Below are 21008 nucleotides of genomic sequence, written 5' to 3'. Positions count from 1 at the left end.
TCACTGGTTCATTAGTATCGCTTTCATAAGCCTTGCAAATGAGAAAAGACCAATGAACTAATAAACCAGTGAACTAATGAACTAAATAAAATGTTACAACGACCAAGAAGGAATCGCAAAAGCGAAGTGATACGCCAGATGGTGCAGGAAACACATGTTAGCGCTGCTAACCTGATTTTTCCGCTGTTTATTATTGACGGCGTAAACCAGAAAAGTGAAGTGGCCTCAATGCCGGGCATTTTCCGTTATTCTATTGATAACCTGCTGCGCGAGATTGAAAGCTGCCTTAAGCTGGGCTTAAACTCTTTTGACCTGTTCCCTAATATCGCCGAAGAACTAAAAGACAAATTCGCTACTGAAAGCTACCGAGATGAAAGTCTTTATCTGCGCGCTATCCGCGAGGTAAAGAAAAACTTTCCTGAAGCCTGCGTAATTACCGACGTAGCTATGGATCCGTACAGCAGCGACGGTCATGATGGCATCGTGGAAAACGGCGTAATCCTGAATGATGAAACGCTTGACGTTTTAGGCAAAATGGCTTTGGCGCATGCGCAATCAGGTGCTGATATCATTGCCCCATCAGATATGATGGACGGTCGCGTAGGTTACATCCGTAATGTTTTGGATGATAACGGCTTTACCAATGTGTCTATCATGTCATACTCGGCAAAATATGCAAGCGCGTTTTATGGCCCTTTCAGGGATGCCCTTAATTCGGCACCTAAATTTGGCGATAAAAAAACCTACCAGATGAATCCGGCCAACCAGCGCGAAGCCTTGATTGAAGCCGAACTGGATGAGATTGAAGGCGCGGACTTCCTGATGGTAAAACCAGCCCTGCCCTACCTTGACGTTATTAAACTGATAAAAGATAATACCGAACTGCCGGTTGCCGCATATAACGTAAGTGGCGAATATGCCATGATCAAAGCCGCTATACAACGTGGCTGGTTAAATGAGCAGCGTGCCATCACCGAGGTGCTTACCAGCATCCGTCGTGCCGGTGCAACTGCTATTTTAACTTACCATGCCAAAGAGGTTTTGGAGAATAAGTGGTTGTAGGTTGAGGTGAAAGGGAAAAGGTGAAAGGCGAAAGGTAGAAGCTAATAACCATTAATTATCATCCCGTCATTGCGAGGCACGAAGCAATCGCGGACTTTACAGAGAGAGCCCCCAGTAATGACAACTTACAAAACGCCTTTAAGCCGGTTATAAAAAATACAAAAATCAAGCTTTAAGCCTTTGGCTTTCAGTTTTAAGCTCATAAAAATGTTCGATTCAATAAAAAAGATGTTTTCTGCAGAGGATGAACCGGTAAATACAACGGGCAAGCCCGATATCAGTCGTGAAAAATCGGCCGAGCTCTATGCTAAGGCCCAGACTTATTTTCCAGGTGGTGTAAACTCACCGGTAAGGGCTTTCAAGTCTGTTTATGGCACGCCGCTGTTTATTCAAAAAGGTGATGGCAGCCATATCTGGGATGCCGATGGCAATGAGTTCATTGACTTCTGCTGCTCATGGGGACCACTGATCCTTGGTCACAACAATGCCAAAGTAAGGGAAAAAGTTATTGAGGTAATGCAAAACGGCATGAGCTTCGGTGCTCCTACCGCGCTGGAAAATGAACTGGCCGAGCTGATCCTGAAAAACAATAAGTTTATTGAAAAAATTCGCTTTGTAAGCTCAGGTACTGAGGCTGTGATGTCGGCTATCAGGTTAGCCCGGGGATATACCAAACGCGATAAGATCTTAAAATTTGAAGGCTGCTATCATGGTCACGCCGATGCCTTATTGGTAAAAGCAGGATCAGGACTGGTTACCTTCGGCGAAACTTCATCTGCCGGTGTACCTAAATCAGTTGCCGACGAAACCATTGTGGTAGCGCTTAATGATAAAGAAGCTTTGGCTAAAGCTTTTGAAGAGTTTAAAGACCAGATTGCGGCTGTAATTATTGAGCCTGTACCGGCAAATAACGGCCTGCTATTGCAGGAAAAAGAATACCTGCAATACCTGCGCGAGATCTGTACTCAAAATGGCACTATGTTGATATTTGATGAGGTGATCTCAGGCTTCCGTGTTGGCTTTGAAGGCGCGGCCGGTTACTACCAGATCAAGCCAGATATCATTACTTATGGTAAAATTATTGGCGGAGGTATGCCTGTTGGTGCTTATGGCTCATCGGCGGCAATTATGAGCAATATTTCGCCAGAGGGTTCGGTTTACCAGGCAGGTACATTATCAGGTAATCCAGTTGCTATGGGTGCCGGTATCGCCCAGCTTAGCGAGCTTTTGCGCATGGGCTTTTACCGCGACCTGAACAATAAAACAGAAGAATTCGTAGAAGCTATCCAGCGTTTTGCTACTGCCCGTAATTATAAATTCAAAGTGTTTGGCATAGGCTCTATATTCTGGTTTGCTTTTACAGATAAAGAGTATATTCGTAAAGCCGAAGATATTGACGCGTCAAGCATGGAAAAATTCAAGAAATTCCATCGCGAGTTGCTAAACCGGGGCATTTATTTAGGTCCGTCGGGCTACGAGGTTGGTTTTATATCATCGGCACACACCAAGATTGACCTGGAGAAAACAAAACGTGCTATATTTGATAGTTTAGATTTAGTATTTAACGGTAAATAAGTTGGCAGTTGCCGGTAGGCAGTTTGCAATTGAATATGCAAACTGAAAAAATACTGCCAACAGCAAACCGCAAACTGAAAACTCGAATGAAAAAGTCATTTGTTATTTTTTACGCGCTCATCACCTATGCCGTTGCCGAACTGGTGTGGTGGGGCTATATGCTGGTTACGCTGCAACCGCGCCGTACCGGCATGATCCTGGGCGAAGGGGCCATGTTTGTTGCCGTATTTTTAATTGGCGCAATCAACCTGCACCGTTCTTTTAACAAAGAGCGTAAACTGCAGGAGCAGAAAAAAAACTTCCTGCTTTCGGTAACGCATGAATTGAAATCGCCGCTGGCATCTATAAAGATCCTGTTGCAAACCATTCAAAAAAGGCAGCTGACCAGGGAGCAGATCCTTGATTTTATCGACAAATCGTTAAACGACGTTGAACGCTTGGATGATATGGTTGAAAACATGCTGCTGGCGTCTAAAATCGAGAACCGCTCATACAGCTTCCCTAAGGCCAGTTTTAACCTTTCGGTTTTGGTTGATAGTATTGTTAACCGCCTGCAGATCACCAAATGCGATTGCAACCAGCAGATCATCGAGGCTGAGATTGAACCTAAGGTTGAGATTGTTGGCGATAAGTTTGCCCTTACATCGGTTGTAACCAATTTGATAGAAAACGCTGTAAAATATTCAAGCCCTTGCTCATCTGTAGGGGTAAAGCTGTTTTCGAAAGATGATAAAGTTTATTTACAGGTAGCCGATCATGGTATCGGTATAGCCGACGAGGAAAAGACGCGCATTTTTGATCGCTTTTACCGCGTAGGCAGCGAAGAAACCCGTAACACTAAAGGTACCGGATTGGGCCTTTATATTGTTAAGGAGGTGTTGGATAAACACCAGGCCAGCATCAGGGTTAAGGATAACCGCCCTGCTGGTAGTATTTTTGAAGTTACATTTGGATTAACCTAAATTAGAATATGAGCATGCCAAACAAAAAAAGGATTTTATTGGCCGAAGACGAAGAGCATTTGTTAGAAGCAATTAAGCTTAACCTTGAGCTGGAAGGCTACAAGGTAACTCCGGCTAAAAACGGCAAAAAAGCTTTACAACTGTTTAAAGAAGAGCGTTTTAACCTGGTAATACTTGACGTAATGATGCCCGAAATTGACGGCTTTGTTGTTGCGGAAACCATCAGGCTTGAAAATACAGAAGTACCTATCATGTTCCTTACGGCTAAAAACACCAATGAGGACAAGATCTCGGGCCTGAAAAAAGGAGCTGACGATTACCTTACCAAACCGTTTAACCTTGAGGAACTTATTTTAAGGGTAAACAACCTGGTAAAACGCAGCCTGAAAGGTGAAGACCTGAAAGAGTTTAACAGCTACAAAATCGGTGATAAAACTATCCACTTTAACTCGTTTGAACTGGTTAATGAAGATGGCTCAATTACCGCCCTTACCAAAAAGGAAACCATGCTGCTTAAATTGCTGATCGAGCGCCGTAATGACGCCGTATCACGTGAGCAGATCCTGGAAACCGTTTGGAACTATGACGTTTATCCGTCAACCCGTACTATCGATAACTTTATCCTAACCTTCCGCAAGTATTTTGAACCAGATCCTAAAAACCCGGTTTATTTTCACTCTATCCGCGGTGTAGGCTATAAATTTACCGATAACCAGCATTAATGTTCAGTAACAGGATACGTATTTTCATTGCGTTTATATTTCTGCTGTCGTTAGGTGTGTTGATGTATTTCCGTGTTTATGAGCTGGCAGCAGTAGCAGCAATGATGATCATCCTGCTTATCTGGGATTATTTCAGACAGGGTACTCTAATTGTTGCATCCAGGCATTTTCATGTTAAGGATTATGACAAAACAGCTGCATCGTTAAAGGAGATCATGAAACCCGAATGGCTCAGCAAAAACCGCAGAGGGTATTATGAGTTTATCTACGGCGGCTTATGCCTGCAAAGGCAGGAGTTTGAGGAGGCCGAGAAACATTATGAAATTGCGGCACAGTACCCTTTACGTTCGGTTAATGATCACGTAGCCGCCTTAGTTAGCGTGGCCAATATCAGCATCAGGCGGGGCAACCTTGAAAAAGCCCAGGCCTACCTGCAATTAGCCGAAAAGCATAAAGAAAAAATAACCGCCAAAATGAAGGAAGTAATTAACCGCCTTCAGCAGGAGTTGAAAAAAGAGCCAGGAAAGAAGAGTCAAGACTTTAAGAGTCAGGATTCAAGATAAAAAAGTCGGAAGACAAGAAAGTAAGAAAACAAGACGGCAAGAGTCAGGAAGCAAGAATTAGGAAGAAACACGTTATCTTCTTGGTTCTTGATTCTTGACTTCTTGTATCTAACCAAAATATGAGAGATTCGTTATTAATAAAAGCGGCATTTTCGGAGCAAACAGAACGCCCGCCGGTTTGGATGATGAGGCAGGCAGGCCGCTTTATGAAAGAGTATTGGGACATCAAAAACAAATACTCGTTCCTTGAAATGTGTAAAACACCGGAGATTGCTGCCGATGTTACCATGCTACCAGTTGATCTGTTAGGGATTGATGGTGCAATTTTGTTTTCAGATATCCTGGTTACCGGCGAAGCCATGGGCGGCGACCTGAGCTTTAACGCAGGCGTTGGTCCGCTGTTTGCAAACCCGGTACGTACACAGGCCGATGTTGACAACCTGCAAACAGATGTATTAGATAAACTGCAATATGTTGGCGATGCTATCAAAGTTATTCAGCAACGTCTTGCCGGTCGTATTCCTTTGATCGGTTTTGCAGGTGCCCCATTTACTGTAATGAGCTATTTGGTTGAAGGCGGATCATCAAAAGATTTTAAGCGCACCAAACTGATGCTGCACAATGAGCCGGAAATGGCCCATCAGCTGTTATCAAAAATTGCAACTGTTACAGCCGATTACCTGAACATGCAAATTGCAGCAGGCGTTAACGCCGTGCAGATCTTTGACAGCTGGGCACAGGCTTTAGCATGGGATGATTATAAAGAATTTAGTCACCGTTATATTGCCGAGATCATTAGCAAGCTAAACCGTAAAGATATCCCGGTGATCTCTTTCTGTAAAGGCAGCTCGGTTTTCGCGCCGTTAATGGCCGAGGCTAAGCCGGATGTGATCTCAATAGACTGGAATGTTGATTTGTTAGATATCAAAAAACGTTTACCGGCAGGTATAGCAGTACAAGGTAACCTTGATCCGCACATCCTTTATGCTGATAAAAAAGTAATTAAAGAACGCATCTATCGCCTGTTCGACCGTATGAAGGGCGAAAACGGCTTCATCTTTAACCTGGGTCACGGCATTATGCCCGATATTCCGTTTGATAATGTGAAGTACGCGGTAGAAGTGATAAAAGAATACCGAAACTAAAACCGACATGTAATTGCGAGCGATAGCGTGGCAATCGCGAATTATGCAAGCCTATATGCAAAGTTCGCGATTACTTCGTTTCTCGCAATGACAGTTTTTTACAATATGTACCAATACGTTCTCGCTATACACATCATTTTTGTAGTCTGCTGGATGGCGGGGTTATTTTATATCGTGCGCTTGTTTATCTATCATACCGAAGCACAGGATAAACCCGAACCCGAGCGCACCATCCTCTCCAAACAATTTGAAATTATGGAAAGCAGACTATGGAACGTTATAGCCAAACCATCCATGCTGCTTACCATCCTGGCGGGTTGTACCATGCTGTATTTATATCCTGCATGGTTAAAAATGCCATGGCTGCATATCAAACTAACTTTCGTATTTGGCTTGGTGGGCTATCATCACATTTGCGAATCCAAAATAAAACAAATGCGTAATGGCGTTTTCAAATGGACATCGGGTCAGCTACGCCTTTGGAATGAACTCGCAACCATTTTTCTATTTGCCATAGTTTTCCTGGCTGTAAAAAAAGATACCTTAAGCTGGGTGTTTGGCGTAGTGGGAATAGTTTCTTTAGGCGTGATATTGATGATTGCCGTTAAGATTTATAAAAGATACAGGGAGAAGAAGTAAACATCTAATTCGCTATCTCAATTTTTCCTGCCAATCCAATCAATATCTTTTGGCAGATGGACTACTCTTATAAATTAACCATCTACACGAGGCACCTACGGAGCCCCCTTTCCGATTGATTGTTTGCTACAAACACGATACTCCTAACGGAGTTTTGAAATCGCCGTTTACCCCAGCGGGGTAACGTGTTTATAGAAAATATTAAATCAATTTTAAGGGCTCCGTAGGTGCCTCGTATTTTAAAGCGATATCTCTATTTTGCATCGCTTTTTATCCAATAAACTATTTATCCAAAATATTTACATCACAATGCAACCATTTGCACCACTATGTCATCTTACTTATAAATGATGTTTTTGGAACCTAAATATACCATTCAGCAATTGATAGACCGCTGCCGGGCCGGCGAGCGAAAGGCGCAGGAACTGCTTTATAAACAGTTTGCCTCAAAAATGCTGGGGGTATGCATGCGCTACGCTACCGACCGCATGGAGGCCGAAGACATGTTGCAGAATGGTTTTATAAGGGTGTTCAAAAAAATGGATGATTACCGGGGCGAGGGATCGTTTGAGGGTTGGGTTAGGCGCATCATGGTTCACAGTTCAATTGAGTATTACCGTAAACATCATAAAATGATGCAGGTAATTGATATTGAAGAAGCAGGGCACGAGCCGTCGGTTAATCCGCTTGCGGCCGCTAACCTGGATGCAAAAGTGCTGATGGGCATGATACAGCGACTGGCGCCAGGATACCGCATAGTGTTTAACCTTTACGCGCTGGAAGGTTATTCGCACAAAGAGATAGCAGAAATTGTTGGCATTACCGAGGGTGCCTCAAAATCGCAGCTATCAAGGGCTCGTACAATATTGAAAGAACAAATTGCTAAAATGGAGGGCAAAAGTTATGGATATGCAGGATAAGGAACTGGACAGGCTGTTTCAACGAAAGCTTGATGACCTGGAAATACAACCATCGGCCCTGGTATGGCAGGACATCAACACCGAACTAAACGCGGATAAGCGTAAAAGGATATTATTGCCCTTGCTAAGCGCGGCGGCCGGCGTAATATTGCTGATTACCGCAGGCATACTGTTTATTCCTAAACAACCAATTAAACATAGTGACCAGCATCATCCAACAGAAATAGCAAAAACGCATGAACCAATAAAACAGCCCGTTGCACCTAAAGTTGAGCCGGTGGCACCTCCAACCCCAACTCAAAACAAAGTACCTGCAAATCCGGTTATAGCATCAACTAACAGTATAGCGCAAACGAGGAAAATTAAATCAAAAAAAAATTTGACACAAGCCATACCGGAGCCAACAACCGCTGCCCCATTACCTGTAATTATCCATGAAGCGGAACCCTTATTTGCAAGCGACCCTGCAGCAGGCTATCACGTTGTTAAAACCACGGCCCCGGATACAACAACAAAGATCAGCCCAACGGCAACCCTTATCAACAGCGAAAAAACACAGCCCGTGTTAATAGCCCAAACACCTGTACCATCTGCCCCGGCAACTGCAAAACCTGTTAAAAAACATCGGATCCGTAGCCTCGGCGATGTTTTCAACGTGGTGATTGCCGCTGTTGACAAACGTAAAGACAAAGTGATTGAATTTAGCAATACCGACGAAGACGACGCCACCATTACCGGCTTAAACCTCGGCTTTATTAAAGTGAAAAAAGACAAAGACAAATAATATTTTAGCGAACGATAGATATACCACAATAATATGAAACGCCTGACTTTTACCATCATAATGTGCCTTGCCGCGAGCTTTGTTTTCGCTCAAAGCACCCCAGCTGATTCTGCACAAAGCGCTACAGACACTACCACCCATAAAAAGCACGTCAAAGTAAAGCTTGGCTTTGGTGATGATGTGGCACAGGTTAATATTAACAATGACAGGTCTGATACCGCTTACCATGCTCACAAAGCGCCTGGCTTTTCATTCGGTGTAACCTTTTCAAGGATCGACCTTGGCTTTGCTACCTTAGTAGATAACGGCAGCTTTACCCTATCTAACAAGAATAAATTTTTAAGCTATCGCCAGTGGAAAACCAGCAACTTTGGTTTTGATGTGCTGCAATTTGGTTACCGGTTTAATAGCGCTTTCAAGATCTATGTTTCCGGCGGTTTCGACTGGACACATATCCGTCTCCGGAACGATATCACCATACAGCGTAATGCCCCTGTGTTAACATACGTTCAGGACAGTATTCATTATAGCAAAAACCGTTTTTCATCAAGCTATCTCCGCATTCCGCTATCGTTCTACTACCGCAGCCATGAAGACGACCGCGGAAATTATTTCAGGTTAGTTGCCGGTCCGGAGATTGGCATCTTGCTCAATGGTCGTGTAAAACAGATCAGCGATGAAAATGGTAAGCAGAAATTTAATGATGATTATCATTTTGCCAAACTTCGCAAAGGTGTATTTGTACGTATGGGTTATGGCATCATGGGCCTGTATGCCAAATATTACTTCAACGATATGTTTGAAAACAGCCCCGATCAAAAAGGCCTGAGGAACTTCTCGTTTGGATTAACATTTGGCTTCTGACCGTTGATCTTTTTTGATTACGTTGATTTCGCTGATGTTGTCCGCTCTTAAAAGATCAACGCAATTGGCCTAATCACAACTAATCAATGGTAAAAAATCAACGCAATCAACGTAATCATAACCATCAACGGTTTATCTTTGCCCTTGATGTCAGATATTCCTTTTTTGCAGGCGGTTGCCGTAACTAAAATATATCCTGGAAAACAGCAATCCGGTGTAAAAAAGACCGGATTGGTTATAGAACCGGGCAAGATCACAGCGATAATTGGCGAAAGTGGAAGCGGCAAAAGCACTTTACTCCGATTGCTTTATGGATTACTTTCTCCTGATGAAGGCACAGTTTATTTTAAGGGCGAACGCATTTGGGGACCTGAGGAAAAACTGATCCCCGGTCATGATGCCATGAAAATGGTTACACAACATACCGATGATCTCAACCTTTTTGCAAAAGTTTGGGATAACGTAGCGGCCATGCTCCCCGCAACCAATCTTAAAGCTAAAGAAGAAAAAACCGAAAAGGTACTAAAGCAACTTAATATGTTTGCTATGGCTGATAAGCGGGTTGCCGACCTGAGCGGTGGCGAAAAACAACGTGTAGCTATTGCGCGCGCCATTATCACCCATCCTGAAGTACTACTGCTCGACGAACCCTTTAACCAGGTTGATACATCATTCAGGGAAGGCTTGCAACATGATATCAGGCAGATAGTTAAAGAAACCGGCTTAACGGTAATTATGGTATCACATGACCCTGCAGAAGTACTCTCGATGGCCGATGAGCTTATTGTACTGAACAAAGGTGAAATAGTTGAACACGGTAATCCTAAAGCCCTATATAAACATCCTAAATTTCTTTATACCGCCCAGCTGCTTAGCAACTGCAATGTACTTAATGCTGCTGAAGCAAAACTTTGCGGTGTTGAAATATCAAAAGAATACGCGGTTATTTACCCTGAACATATCAAAATCAAATTAATAGCGGCTACCCGCAGTTGGGTTGTTAAACAGGTATTATTTAAAGGTTTTTATGAAGATCTGATCCTTGAGCATGGTGATATTATCCTACGGGTTTTGAGCGAAGAAACAGGGAAATATACTGAAGGAGATTCGGTAGCGCTACGGGTGGAGAAATACCTGGAATATTAAAAAACAAACCGGCGCCATACCTCGCGTTGGCTACCGGTTTTCTTAAACGTATATTTAAAAAAATCTTAATTCCTTAAATTAAGGCTTAGCATTACCAGGTTTTTGTTTTCGATATATGCGGTGCGTTCATTTAGCCTGTCTAATATCTGATCAAGCGCCAGGCGGGTCTTTTTCTTTTTGATATTGAGCTTGCTGTAAACCGTTTCCTCGTACATCAGCTTATTGTTATCGTTATAAAATCTAACGGTTTGTACACGGGGTAAATCAACGTTGTGTTCTACCACCCAAAAACCGTGGGTGTTTGTTATTTTATTCTGAGCCTGCACTGCAGCTGCTGCAAATGCCAGGATGCAAATTGTGATAATTAACTTCTTCATGGCGTTATTTTTTAATTTATAAACTAAAATTAAACGCCGTTAAATTGAGGTAAAAGTAATGTAGGCATACTACCTGCCAGTTACGATAAACTGCATTTTAACACGACGAATAAACTTTCGACAGTAGAAAGCGATGGTAGCTGCCCTATTCCCGGCTGTTCGTCATTAGTTGATTGCCGTTTGTCGCACTTTTGGGTAAGAAACCATTCAATTAAACTGTTTTACAGTAAATTAGCATTATGAATAATGGCTTCGATATAATGCTTAATAATGTCAGGCTGCCGCGTTTTTGGCAGCATGTGATATTTTGGGTGATTGTATCGTTTTTCATCACGACACTTTATTCGTTCCAAACCAACTTTTGGGTATCCATGCGTAATAACGTTTTGTATATGCCTATACAAATTGCTTATTATTATGCCATTGCCTATTGGCTGATCCCCAAATATGTTTTTGAAAAGCGCTATGTGATGTTTTTCCTGATGCTGATCCCGCTGGTGTTTGCATGTATGTTCATCAGCCGTACAATAGGGATCTTTTTTGTTGCTCCTTATCTCATCAGGGTGATGCACGTAACCGACGCGGATTATATAGCCTCTACACATCGCCCCTTCTTTGAGCAGTTAATGGATGGGCAAAGCCTTGTAAATTCGTTTAAAGGAACCAACCTGTTCACGGGTTTTGTGATTGCCATTAAGCTGTTTAAAATGTGGTATGAGCGCAAACAAGCCGCATTGGAAGCCGAGCTTAATGCGCTGAAAGCCCAGGTACATCCACACTTTTTATTTAACACACTTAATAACCTTTACTCTTTAAGTCTTAACAACTCGCCAAAATCACCGCAGGCTATTATCGGCCTGTCGGATCTGCTGCGTTACATGCTTTATGAATGCTCCGATAATGAAGTTCCTTTAGAGAAAGAAGTATTTATGATGCAGCAGTATGTAAAGCTTGAAAAGCTTCGGTACGAAGACCGTATTGATATAAACTTTACCATTACCGGTAATTTAAAAGATAAAACCATAGCACCGCTGCTGATATTGCCTTTTATCGAAAACGCCTTTAAGCATGGCACCAGCGAGCAGGTTGGCGCTACCTGGATCAATATTGATATAAGTGTTACGTTAAACCATTTTAAGCTAAAGGTAGCCAACAGCAAACCCGATCATCCTGTTGATACAAGCAATACGCCCGGACATATCGGTTTAAAAAATGTAACTAAAAGGCTCGACCTGCTTTACCCTCATTCGTCACGGTTGAAAATTGTAAATGAAGATGATACTTTTTTTGTGGCGCTCGATCTCGATCTGAAAACCGTAAAACAATCCGCAACACAACAAATGGTAACCGCATGAAAATACGTACCCTCATAGTTGATGATGAGCCCCATGCCATTGAGGTGTTGAAAAACTACCTTGCTCGCTTTAGCGAAATGGAGGTTACCGCCACTTGTACCGATGGTATCCAGGCTTTCAGGCTGCTACAACAAAAACCCATCGACTTGATGTTCCTCGATATCCAGATGCCTGGGATAAAAGGAACAGATCTGCTGAAAAGCCTAAAGAATCCGCCCAAGGTAATTTTCACCACAGCCTACAGCGAATACGCGCTTGATGGCTTTGAATTAAACGCTGTTGATTACCTGCTCAAACCTATTTCTTTCGAACGGTTTTTGCGGGCAGTTGATAAAATCTATCAGCTTAACGAGCATAAGAGTAAACCCTTGATTGCCCATGAGGAGCCGGTAAGCGATGCGCATACATTCATTTATTTGAAGGTAGATAGAAAAACGATCAAGGTAAATATCAATGATATTTTATGGATAGAAAGCCTGCGCGATTATGTGAAAGTAGTGGCCGTAAATAATCAGACGCATATCACACGGCAAAAGATAAGCCTGTTAGAAGAAATGCTGCCCGAAAACAGGTTTGTACGCATCCATCGTTCGTTTATAGTTGCGCTCAACAAAATAGATTCTTTCTATGCCTATAGCATAGATGTTGCCGGGCATGAGTTGCCTATCGGTCGTAATTATAAGCAGGACGTGCAGAAGAAATTAAAGAGCGAACGGTTGCAGATGGGGTAAAGGGTGTTACCTCAATCAACAGGCTTAAAACCTGCAAACATATCGTTAGTTTCTTTCAGCGTGTTTAACGGAACGTAATCACAAACCGCTGCATATTCACCCCACATTTGCTGTACGGCTTTATTGCTATGCGCATTGGCAATAGCTTCGGCGCTTAACCATTCAAAAACTTCAATAATAGTACCATCAGCTGCTTCCATGATGATAGATTCACGATCAGTTACCAAACCCTCCTGTTTAAGACGCGGTAGATGCGTTTTCATTAATTGTTTGAGTGCTTCCTCTTTGCCCGGTTTTGGCTTATAGGCTACAATTACAATCTGTCCCATGATTTTCAGGTTTTTATGAATGTAATTTACGAAAAACTGAAGACCTAATATAGGTTTAATCGTCTATGGCTTGAATTCAGACATTAGTAGGTTGTCCACGTCATATGAAAAAAGCGCGGGATTGTGTGATTCCCCCCTTGAGAGGGGGTGGAGGGTTGTGTTACTGTGCTTTGCTTATCGCATGCAGAAACACACCCCTGCTGCCGCTCATTCCTACGCGCCCCCTCTCAAGAGGGGATTCTTAAAATGACGACGATGCTTAAATCTGTAAAGGTTAAAGTAAAAACTTTATTCCCCCTCCGGAAAATCAGCACCTACCGTGGTTGCTTCCCAGGTATCAAAATCCTTTTGCAGCTCCTGCAGTTTATTGCGCGCGCCTTTCAAGGCCGCCTTGCCTAACAACAAACGTAACGGTGGATTTTCGGTTTCAACCGCGTCAACAATAGCTTTGGCAGCACGTTCCGGATCGCCGGGCTGTTTACCACTGTAACCACGGATATTGTTTTTGTTAGTGCCTGCTGTTTCTTTATAATCATCAATAACGATTTTGCTGTTATTAGCTGAGCGACCAGCCCAGTCGGTACGGAAACCGCTCGGAGCAATCACAGTAACCTTGATGCCTAAATGCTTGGTTTCTTTAGCTAATGCTTCAGAATATCCATCAACAGCAAATTTAGTGGCATTATAAAAACCTACTGCCGGGAAACCAACAAGTCCACCAATAGATGCTATGTTAAGTATATGTCCGCTTTTGTGTGCGCGCATAATTGGTAATACAGCTTTGGTCATGGCTGCAAGGCCAAAAAAGTTAATCTCAAACATGCGGCGTACTTCCTCATCCTCGCTCTCTTCAATAGCGCCAAAATAACCGATACCGGCATTGTTTACCAATACATCGATAGTGCCGAATTTCTGCGTAACCGTTTCAACAGCAGTTTTGACCTCCTCTGGCTTTGTTACATCAAGTTTTAATGCTACCGCGGTTTCAGGATAGCCTTCAACAATGTCTTTTACGTCATCGGTATTACGCGCGGCAACACCTGCTTTATAACCTAACTGCAAAACAAGCTTCGCCAGTTCACGGCCGAAACCGGTTGAGCAGCCTGTTATTAACCATACTTTGTTTTTCATAATAGTTTGTGTTTGATATTGTAAAATTAACGGTAGCAGCCGTAATTGTTTGTCAGGTGAACTTCATTGTTACACTATAGCCGCTCAAAATCCCCGATATAACCAACAAAAAACGGCGATGAGCTTTTAACTCATCGCCGTTTCTATAAAGTATCCCCTTTAGAGAGAATTTAGAGGGAAATTATTTTTTCCAAACGTTATTGTCCTGATTGTAGTCAGGCAATACTTTGTCCGGATCGTAAGTAACTGATTCAATTTCTTCTGTTGATGGATATTTGAATGTCCATGACGCGTAACGTTCCCAGATTTCAACCGGAAGTTTCATACGCTCAACTTTACCGCCTTTTGTTTTGATTTCCAGGATAACCGGCATTGCCATTTTACCCAGGTTGTCTAATGTGATCAATGCGCCTTTAGTTGGATCATTGTCAACATATTTTACATCGCTTACGGCAACATCTAAACGCCAATCGTTCAGGAACCAGCCTCTCCAAAACCATTGCAGGTTTTCACCGGCAGCATTTTCCATAGTGCGGAAAAAGTCGTCAGGAGTTGGGTGTTTAAATGCCCAGCGGTTGATGTACGTTTTAAACGCGAAATCAAAACGCTCAGGGCCTAATACCTGCTCACGCAGCAATACTAAACCAGCACTTGGTTTTGAGTAAAGCAGGGTACCTGTATTTCTTTCTTTCAGGTTAGCCGGCTGGCTCATAATAGGCTCAAGATCTGGCCTGGTGAAGTTGCTACCAGTGGCATGCATATCAGGCACACGGGTGCTTTTGTACTCGCCGTTGTTGAAGTTAGCTGTAGACAGGGTGTTGATGAAAGTGTTGAAACCTTCGTCCATCCAACCGTACATACGCTCGTTTGAACCTACGATCATCGGGAACCATGTATGACCAAACTCGTGGTCGTTAACACCCCAAAGGCTTGCCTTTTTAGCTTTAGCACCGCAGAAAACGATACCAGGGTATTCCATACCACCTACAATACCGGCAACTGCTGTAGCAGCAGGGTAAGGGTACTCAAACCATTTTGATGAGTTATACTCAATAGATTTTTTTACGTATTCAGTTGAACGGCCCCACGCATCGTTACCATCGCTTTCAACAGGGTAAGCTGATATCGCGGTTGATTTTTTTCCGCTTGGCAAGTCCATCTTGGCAGCATCAACAATAAATGCGGCAGATGAAGCCCATGAAGCGTCACGCGCGTTTTTGATTTTAAAATGCCAGGTTAATTCGGCTTTACCGGCAGGGCGTGATTTTGGATCGGTAACCTCATTAGCCGAACGGATGATCACCGTGCTTTCGCTTTTTTCGGCGGCTGCCCAGCGTTTCAACTGTTCAGGAGTATATACTTCCTGAGGGTTCAATAATTCGCCGGATGCTACTACGATGTGATTTGCAGGAGCAGTGATATTCAAGTCAAAATCACCATATTCAAGGTAAAACTCGCCCGGACCATTGTACGGTAAGGTGTTCCAGCCCATTACATCATCATATACACATACGCGTGGGTACCATTGTGCAATGGTATAAACTTTACCATTTTTGGTTTGCAGGTAACCCATACGGTCTGACCCGTAGTTTGGAGAAACGAATGAATACTCAATTTTCAATTTAGCCTGGCCACCGTTGGCTGCAATTTCCTTTGGAAGGAAAACCTGCATCCTGGTGTCAGTGATCAGGAATTTAACATCAACATATTCGCCTTTCAGGCCGGCAACTTTAACCGATTTAATTTTATAACCGGCGTCAAATGCCTCGCCACGGCCCCAGTTACGGCTACCTGCAGGCGGAACGATGGCAGTACCACGTGAATCAAGCTTAAACAAGTTTTGATCCAGCTGCATCCACATAAAACCTAATGTTTGCGGGCTGTTGTTGGTGTAAGTTAAAACTTCTGAACCGGTAATTTCATTGGTTTGATCGTTCAGTTTGGCAGCCAATTGATAATCGGCACGGTTTTGCCAGTATTTATATCCTGGTTCACCGCTCGCCGCGCGAAATTCGGTACCGTTTTTAGTATAAAACCCAGGACCAAAAGTTTCGTGATAATCATAAACAGATCCGGCGGGTGTGGTAGTGGTGGGAGGCGCTGGCTGTTGCGCGTAACTGGCGCTCGCGGCCAACATAAAGGCAAGGCTGCAACCTGCCATCAGTTTTAATTTCATGTTCAGTCAATCTATTGAGTAAAAGAACAAGTATACTACAAATTAGGTAAATGCAAGGGACTGGTAAAACGATTGTTACGGATTTATTAAATAATTTAATTCATCAGCAATATCTATATGTAAAGTAGATTTAACCAGAAGTTGTCTATCATCGGCAGGTCTAATTATTATTTCAAAACATATACTTTAACTTTTTATGTTACGTTTGTGCCATAGAAAACGTAAAGGTTAAAAAATAAATAACCATAACCATCCTAATTACCTATGATCAAATCGAACTTCCCCTGGATCGAATCGCCGTTTTTTTATAAGATCCTCGAGACAAAAAATCTAAGTGCCGAAGAAAAAAAATTGTGTATTGATTATCACGAAAATGGCTTTACGGCATTAAGCAACTTTTTCCCTGCCGACCTTATTGATAAAGTTCAACAAGAAACAGAAAATAAGGCTTTCGATACCAACTTCCCTATAAAAACGCATCGCACCAAAACCAGGGTTCAGGATTTTTGGGAGGTTTCAGAGTCTTGCAAAGATTTAGCTGCTTATCCCCCCCTCCTTAAATTGCTCGAAACTTTATATGGCAGGAAGCCTATTCCCTTTCAAACATTAAATTTTAGTGAGGGTACACAACAACTCGCCCATTCTGACACCATCCACTTTAGCTCGTTACCGGCCAAGTTTATGTGTGGTGTTTGGGTAGCTCTGGAAGATATAAATGAAGAAAACGGTCCGCTATTTTACTATCCGGGTTCACACCGTTTACCTGAATATAATTTTGCCCAGATTAAAGAGAATGCCACCAGCAACAACTATGACAACTATAACGAATACGAAGACTTTATAGAAGAAATTGTAAAGGTAAGCCCTTTTGAAAGGAAAATTTTTCACGCGAAAAAGGGTGATATGCTAATTTGGTCGAGCAATATCCTGCATGGCGGTATGCCCGTTTTAAAGGAAGGTTCATCAAGATGGTCGCAGGTAACGCATTACTTTTTTGAGGATTGCTATTATTACACCCCAATGCTGAGCAATATGGTTACTGATGAACTTTTCTTAAGAAATAACATAACCAATATTGCAACCGGCGAAAAAGTTGTACCGAATTATAACGGCGAAAAAATTGATTATTTAAGGGTGAATAAAACCCAATATATATTTAACCCAACCCGGGACAAGAAAGCACTGCTTAAGCTGTTATATAAAGCAGTATTCAAAAAGGAATAATGGTTTAACGAAAAAGCAAGTCATTGCAAGATCTGTAATGACTTGCTTTTTATAGGTCGTTCACCTCGCCGTTGTAGTGTTGTCACCAACAAGTGTCCGGAAGATGAAATTATATCTTAAAAAAAGTATGTCATTGCGAGCGCAGCGTGGCAATCTCGTAGCTATTCAGGGCGGACATGCATTAGCTACGAGATTGCTTCGTCTTGCCTCCTCGCAATGACATGGCTTTGAGCGTGTTCATAATATTAAGCTTTGCTCAAAATCAAATTACTTCCCCAAAAAATGATCGGCGTAAACCTTTTCATCAAAGCCGAAGAACAGGAAACCATTATCCTCAATAACCGGGCGTTTGATCATGCTGGTTTTTTGCTGTAATAATTGCAGCGCGTCGGTATTGGTTTTGATGCTTTCTTTAACTGCCGGGTCAAGCTGTTTCCAGGTGAGGCCCTGTTTGTTCATGAACTTTTCGTAGCCTGCTTTAGTATCCCATTCCTGTAGCTTTTCGGTGCTTACACCCAGTTTTTTAAAATCCTGAAAATCGTAAGCTACCTTATTTTCTTTAAGCCAGTCGAGGGCTTTTTTTACTGTATTGCAATTGGTTATTCCGTAAACTTTCATGGCGTAAATTTACGGTTTAAACCAATATGCCTGTAGTTACAAACTACAAGTTTATCGATTCGAAGTCCGGAGACTTCGAACAACTTGTACCTCTATACCTCAGATCAATCTATTTTATAATAAACAAAAAAGGCGCTATTACGCACCTTCTTCACAAATATCTGTTAACAATTATCCATTGCCACCGCTGCTGCTTTTGCCCCCGCCTTTGGTATCATCATTATTAATACCGCGCTGGTTCTTTTTAATATCGCTGCTCAACCTACCAAACTTATAGTTAAGCCTGATTGCGAAGTGACGATAGCGGTTATGGTATAATGATTCCTGGTCAAAATCGACGGTGTGAGTTGTTGACCGGAAGGTACGGTACTTGCTGTATGGGTTGTTGGCCACTAAGGATACTGTCAGCTTTTTACTCAGGAACTCTTTTGAAACAACATAAGAGTTATAAATAAAATTGCTTGATTTACCCTGTAAGGTAACATCGCCACTAAAGAAACCGGCATCCAAACCAACGCGGTAACCACCATCAAACTTGTAGCCGATATTGGCGAAAGCATTACCTGTATAGCCGTCGTTTTTATAAAATTGACCGTTATAAGTACCTTTTAACCAGATGTGCGAAATTTGTCCGTTGATATTAACCGTGAACTTTTTAGTAATGGAAATATTGGTATTGAGGTTTAATCCTAACGAGCGGTTACTTCCCAAATTCTGATATGTAGTAAAAGTAACTGTATCAATATGATCGCCCATGTTGTTTTGAATAAGGCTTGTTACATTCTGGATAGCATTATTGGAGAACGCATAACTTAAACCTATGTTGATAGATCCTTTTGAAAAATTGCTATAGTTCAATTCAAAAGTATTGTTCAACTCAGGTTTCAGATCGGGATTACCGGTACTGATAAATTTGGGGTTCGATTTATCAATAAAAGGGTTCAACTGGTAAATACCCGGCCTTTGAATACGCTGGGTAAAGCCTAAGCTAATGCTGCTGCTTTTCAGCGAGCGCTGGATAGATACCGACGGAATAAGGTTATTATAGTTTTTATCAAGCGGCGTACCTGTAAACACGGCATTTACCTGGGTATGCTCCAAACGTACACCTGCCTTACCTGTCCATTTATCAAACTTTAACTGGTACGAGTTATAGGCGCTGTACACATCCTGGTGATAATCAAACTCGCCTGTTTGTCCCGCGTTTACGTTGTACACCGAACTGGTTGAATCTTTATCCTCACGCCTGTAATCGCTAAAGTTATTACGGAGGATAACTTTACCCCCAGCCTCAATACTGATCTTTTTTAACGGGTAGGCGTAATCTAATTGAAATGTATGCTCGCGGTTACCGGCATTATTATACTGCCTGAAATCGGGCTGAAGGGCGTTGTAATAATTAACCCTGTCCGAAAACTGGTTATCAGTAAAGTTTTTGCTTGGCCCGTAGCTGTATTTGTAAGATAATGTCAGTAACTCATCTTTATGCCCTTTAAAGCCTAACTGGTAGTTGATAGACGCGTCAAGGCCCTGGTCATGATTGTAGCCGTTGCTCAACAGATTATACCCCTGGGTAAGGGCACCGGCAGCATTTGTTTGTGCCGACCGCTGTGAACCGTCCTGGTCAAATTCACCATGAAAGTATTCAAACGAACCTGTAAGCAGGTTCAGGGTATCTATTTCGTAACTCAACTCGGCATTGGCATACCGATATTTACCACCAAATGAGTTATCGCCTGTTTGCAATATCTCTGATTCGGGATTAAAGAAAGTTTGTTTTATGCTTGATGTATTGGTATTACGTTTCTGGTTACCAAAACCGGCATAACCCGAAACACCAAACTTACCTTGCTTAGCCGTCATGTTCAGGTTATAACCCGGCCCCCATACACTGTTATAACGCATGTTGACACTGCCGTTATAACCCTGATCGGCATTCTTTTTGGTGATAATATTGATAATACCGGCCAAGCCTTCCGCATCATATTTAGCGGGTGGTGTGGTGATTACCTCTATTTTTTCGATATTGGTAGCAGGCATCGCTTTCAATACGTCCGACGGGTTTTTAGCCATCAGTGCCGATTCTTTACCGTTAATCAATATCTTGTATTTGCCGCTGCCTTTCAGTTTAATGTTATCGTCACCATCTACGGCTAAAAGTGGAACTTTACGCATCATATCCAATGCCGAAATGGCCTTGCTTTCAGGGTCGGCAGTTACGTCATAACTAAGACGGTCAACCTCCTGCTTCATTACCGGCCTTACGGCAGTTATGGTTACCTCGTTTAGTTGTTTGTTTGACGTAGCTACCAAAATGCGTCCGGCATCAAACGTTTTACCAGTTATTTTTACAGGAAGTACTTTGGTCGCGTATCCAACCGAAGCAACAACCAACTGATAAGTTTTACCTTCGGGTGCTTTCAGTTCAAAGCTACCGTCATCTTTGGCGAGTGTGCTTTTTACGGGTGCTTTGGTAGCGGCATCCTGCAAGGCCACCGTACCATACCCCAATGGCTTGTTGGCTGCCGAATCTATCACGATACCTTTAACCGTTATATTTTGAACAGGTGCCGGTGTTGCTGCCTGCCCCATCACCATGCCCGTGACACAACAGCATAGCACTGTTAGTAGAAATTGTTTCATAATTGCGATTTTGGTCATAAGACGTTTAAGATACCCGGGTGT

Annotated in this window: 20 protein-coding genes; 14 read left to right on the top strand and 6 right to left on the bottom strand. The window is 42.6% G+C overall.

Annotation, left to right across the window (positions count from 1 at the left end; genetic code table 11):
- The first annotated feature begins 90 nt into the window (after nucleotides 1–90).
- From hemB to DUL71_RS00240, 11 genes are all read left to right on the top strand, one after another.
- Nucleotides 91–1062 carry a porphobilinogen synthase gene (hemB, locus tag DUL71_RS00290; RefSeq protein WP_114936248.1) on the top strand — a complete coding sequence of 324 codons (972 nt, stop codon included), beginning with the start codon at nucleotides 91–93 and terminating at the stop codon, nucleotides 1060–1062.
- 207 nt (nucleotides 1063–1269) lie between these two features.
- On the top strand, nucleotides 1270–2637 hold the full coding sequence (hemL, locus tag DUL71_RS00285) for a glutamate-1-semialdehyde 2,1-aminomutase (RefSeq protein ID WP_114936247.1): 1368 nt from the start codon (nucleotides 1270–1272) through the stop codon (nucleotides 2635–2637).
- An 86-nt stretch (nucleotides 2638–2723) separates the two neighbouring features.
- Nucleotides 2724–3599 (top strand): sensor histidine kinase, encoded by an 876-nt coding sequence (locus DUL71_RS00280; protein ID WP_114937415.1) that lies wholly within the window; start codon nucleotides 2724–2726, stop codon nucleotides 3597–3599.
- 14 nt (nucleotides 3600–3613) lie between these two features.
- Entirely contained in the window at nucleotides 3614–4321 is a 708-nt protein-coding gene (locus DUL71_RS00275) for a response regulator transcription factor (RefSeq protein WP_090529686.1), read from the top strand.
- On the top strand, nucleotides 4321–4884 hold the full coding sequence (locus DUL71_RS00270; protein WP_114936246.1) for a hypothetical protein: 564 nt from the start codon (nucleotides 4321–4323) through the stop codon (nucleotides 4882–4884). Before DUL71_RS00275 ends, DUL71_RS00270 begins: the two co-directional genes overlap by 1 nt.
- A gap of 119 nt (nucleotides 4885–5003) precedes the next feature.
- Nucleotides 5004–6029, top strand: a complete 1026-nt coding sequence (hemE, locus tag DUL71_RS00265; RefSeq protein WP_114936245.1) for a uroporphyrinogen decarboxylase — start codon at nucleotides 5004–5006, stop codon at nucleotides 6027–6029.
- Nucleotides 6030–6134: 105 nt separating this feature from the next.
- The gene (locus tag DUL71_RS00260; protein ID WP_114936244.1) at nucleotides 6135–6668 is read left to right on the top strand and encodes a CopD family protein; all 534 of its coding nucleotides are present in this window, start codon (nucleotides 6135–6137) and stop codon (nucleotides 6666–6668) included.
- 350 nt (nucleotides 6669–7018) lie between these two features.
- Nucleotides 7019–7588, top strand: coding sequence for an RNA polymerase sigma factor (locus tag DUL71_RS00255; protein ID WP_114937414.1), 570 nt, complete (start codon nucleotides 7019–7021; stop codon nucleotides 7586–7588).
- On the top strand, nucleotides 7572–8372 hold the full coding sequence (locus tag DUL71_RS00250) for a hypothetical protein (protein WP_114936243.1): 801 nt from the start codon (nucleotides 7572–7574) through the stop codon (nucleotides 8370–8372). The genes DUL71_RS00255 and DUL71_RS00250 overlap by 17 nt, the downstream gene beginning before the upstream one ends.
- Nucleotides 8373–8405: 33 nt before the next feature.
- Nucleotides 8406–9236 carry an outer membrane beta-barrel protein gene (locus DUL71_RS00245; RefSeq protein WP_114936242.1) on the top strand — a complete coding sequence of 277 codons (831 nt, stop codon included), beginning with the start codon at nucleotides 8406–8408 and terminating at the stop codon, nucleotides 9234–9236.
- A 147-nt stretch (nucleotides 9237–9383) separates the two neighbouring features.
- Nucleotides 9384–10382, top strand: a complete 999-nt coding sequence (locus DUL71_RS00240; protein WP_114936241.1) for an ABC transporter ATP-binding protein — start codon at nucleotides 9384–9386, stop codon at nucleotides 10380–10382.
- Nucleotides 10383–10447: 65 nt separating this feature from the next.
- Here the strand turns inward: DUL71_RS00240 and DUL71_RS00235 are convergent, their stop codons facing one another.
- The gene (locus DUL71_RS00235; RefSeq protein ID WP_114936240.1) at nucleotides 10448–10759 is read right to left on the bottom strand and encodes a hypothetical protein; all 312 of its coding nucleotides are present in this window, start codon (nucleotides 10757–10759) and stop codon (nucleotides 10448–10450) included.
- A gap of 239 nt (nucleotides 10760–10998) precedes the next feature.
- Here DUL71_RS00235 and DUL71_RS00230 point away from each other — a divergent pair, with 239 nt between their 5' ends.
- Together DUL71_RS00230 and DUL71_RS00225 are read left to right on the top strand one after the other, a co-directional pair.
- Nucleotides 10999–12114 (top strand): sensor histidine kinase, encoded by a 1116-nt coding sequence (locus tag DUL71_RS00230; RefSeq protein WP_114936239.1) that lies wholly within the window; start codon nucleotides 10999–11001, stop codon nucleotides 12112–12114.
- Nucleotides 12111–12845: a LytR/AlgR family response regulator transcription factor gene (locus tag DUL71_RS00225; protein ID WP_114936238.1), complete on the top strand. Its 735-nt coding sequence runs from the start codon at nucleotides 12111–12113 to the stop codon at nucleotides 12843–12845. The genes DUL71_RS00230 and DUL71_RS00225 overlap by 4 nt, the downstream gene beginning before the upstream one ends.
- Before the next feature lie 11 nt (nucleotides 12846–12856).
- Here the strand turns inward: DUL71_RS00225 and DUL71_RS00220 are convergent, their stop codons facing one another.
- The 3 genes from DUL71_RS00220 to DUL71_RS00210 all read right to left on the bottom strand — a co-directional run bounded on the left by DUL71_RS00220 (nucleotide 12857) and on the right by DUL71_RS00210 (nucleotide 16481).
- Nucleotides 12857–13174, bottom strand: coding sequence for a hypothetical protein (locus DUL71_RS00220; RefSeq protein WP_114936237.1), 318 nt, complete (start codon nucleotides 13172–13174; stop codon nucleotides 12857–12859).
- Nucleotides 13175–13462: 288 nt separating this feature from the next.
- Complete coding sequence (locus tag DUL71_RS00215) at nucleotides 13463–14305, bottom strand: oxidoreductase (RefSeq protein WP_114936236.1); 843 nt, start codon at nucleotides 14303–14305, stop codon at nucleotides 13463–13465.
- 181 nt (nucleotides 14306–14486) lie between these two features.
- Nucleotides 14487–16481, bottom strand: coding sequence for a M1 family metallopeptidase (locus DUL71_RS00210; protein WP_114936235.1), 1995 nt, complete (start codon nucleotides 16479–16481; stop codon nucleotides 14487–14489).
- A gap of 264 nt (nucleotides 16482–16745) precedes the next feature.
- Here DUL71_RS00210 and DUL71_RS00205 point away from each other — a divergent pair, with 264 nt between their 5' ends.
- Nucleotides 16746–17705 carry a phytanoyl-CoA dioxygenase family protein gene (locus DUL71_RS00205; protein ID WP_114936234.1) on the top strand — a complete coding sequence of 320 codons (960 nt, stop codon included), beginning with the start codon at nucleotides 16746–16748 and terminating at the stop codon, nucleotides 17703–17705.
- A 267-nt stretch (nucleotides 17706–17972) separates the two neighbouring features.
- Here DUL71_RS00205 and DUL71_RS00200 read toward each other — a convergent pair whose 3' ends face one another.
- Together DUL71_RS00200 and DUL71_RS00195 are read right to left on the bottom strand one after the other, a co-directional pair.
- The gene (locus DUL71_RS00200) at nucleotides 17973–18323 is read right to left on the bottom strand and encodes a Spx/MgsR family RNA polymerase-binding regulatory protein (RefSeq protein WP_112572923.1); all 351 of its coding nucleotides are present in this window, start codon (nucleotides 18321–18323) and stop codon (nucleotides 17973–17975) included.
- 171 nt (nucleotides 18324–18494) lie between these two features.
- On the bottom strand, nucleotides 18495–20966 hold the full coding sequence (locus DUL71_RS00195) for a TonB-dependent receptor (protein ID WP_161964350.1): 2472 nt from the start codon (nucleotides 20964–20966) through the stop codon (nucleotides 18495–18497).
- Nucleotides 20967–21008: the final 42 nt, after the last annotated feature.

The sequence above is a fragment of the Mucilaginibacter endophyticus genome, assembly GCF_003351025.1.
GTDB lineage: Bacteria > Bacteroidota > Bacteroidia > Sphingobacteriales > Sphingobacteriaceae > Mucilaginibacter > Mucilaginibacter endophyticus.
The sequence above is the reverse complement of the archived record's forward strand: the minus strand, read 5'-3'. Positions and strand labels throughout refer to the sequence as shown.

Excerpts from the sequence above, each read along its gene's own strand:
- DUL71_RS00255 (WP_114937414.1), top strand. The coding sequence starts at position 7,019 with ATGTTTTTGGAACCTAAATATACCATTCAGCAATTGATAGACCGCTGC.
- DUL71_RS00215 (WP_114936236.1), bottom strand. The coding sequence starts at position 14,305 with ATGAAAAACAAAGTATGGTTAATAACAGGCTGCTCAACCGGTTTCGGC.
- DUL71_RS00195 (WP_161964350.1), bottom strand. The coding sequence starts at position 20,966 with ATGAAACAATTTCTACTAACAGTGCTATGCTGTTGTGTCACGGGCATG.
- DUL71_RS00205 (WP_114936234.1), top strand. The coding sequence starts at position 16,746 with ATGATCAAATCGAACTTCCCCTGGATCGAATCGCCGTTTTTTTATAAG.
- DUL71_RS00250 (WP_114936243.1), top strand. The coding sequence starts at position 7,572 with ATGGATATGCAGGATAAGGAACTGGACAGGCTGTTTCAACGAAAGCTT.
- DUL71_RS00230 (WP_114936239.1), top strand. The coding sequence starts at position 10,999 with ATGAATAATGGCTTCGATATAATGCTTAATAATGTCAGGCTGCCGCGT.
- DUL71_RS00235 (WP_114936240.1), bottom strand. The coding sequence starts at position 10,759 with ATGAAGAAGTTAATTATCACAATTTGCATCCTGGCATTTGCAGCAGCT.
- DUL71_RS00220 (WP_114936237.1), bottom strand. The coding sequence starts at position 13,174 with ATGGGACAGATTGTAATTGTAGCCTATAAGCCAAAACCGGGCAAAGAG.
- hemE (WP_114936245.1), top strand. The coding sequence starts at position 5,004 with ATGAGAGATTCGTTATTAATAAAAGCGGCATTTTCGGAGCAAACAGAA.
- DUL71_RS00270 (WP_114936246.1), top strand. The coding sequence starts at position 4,321 with ATGTTCAGTAACAGGATACGTATTTTCATTGCGTTTATATTTCTGCTG.
- DUL71_RS00225 (WP_114936238.1), top strand. The coding sequence starts at position 12,111 with ATGAAAATACGTACCCTCATAGTTGATGATGAGCCCCATGCCATTGAG.
- DUL71_RS00275 (WP_090529686.1), top strand. The coding sequence starts at position 3,614 with ATGCCAAACAAAAAAAGGATTTTATTGGCCGAAGACGAAGAGCATTTG.
- DUL71_RS00240 (WP_114936241.1), top strand. The coding sequence starts at position 9,384 with ATGTCAGATATTCCTTTTTTGCAGGCGGTTGCCGTAACTAAAATATAT.
- DUL71_RS00200 (WP_112572923.1), bottom strand. The coding sequence starts at position 18,323 with ATGAAAGTTTACGGAATAACCAATTGCAATACAGTAAAAAAAGCCCTC.
- DUL71_RS00280 (WP_114937415.1), top strand. The coding sequence starts at position 2,724 with ATGAAAAAGTCATTTGTTATTTTTTACGCGCTCATCACCTATGCCGTT.
- DUL71_RS00210 (WP_114936235.1), bottom strand. The coding sequence starts at position 16,481 with ATGAAATTAAAACTGATGGCAGGTTGCAGCCTTGCCTTTATGTTGGCC.
- hemL (WP_114936247.1), top strand. The coding sequence starts at position 1,270 with ATGTTCGATTCAATAAAAAAGATGTTTTCTGCAGAGGATGAACCGGTA.
- DUL71_RS00245 (WP_114936242.1), top strand. The coding sequence starts at position 8,406 with ATGAAACGCCTGACTTTTACCATCATAATGTGCCTTGCCGCGAGCTTT.
- DUL71_RS00260 (WP_114936244.1), top strand. The coding sequence starts at position 6,135 with ATGTACCAATACGTTCTCGCTATACACATCATTTTTGTAGTCTGCTGG.
- hemB (WP_114936248.1), top strand. The coding sequence starts at position 91 with ATGTTACAACGACCAAGAAGGAATCGCAAAAGCGAAGTGATACGCCAG.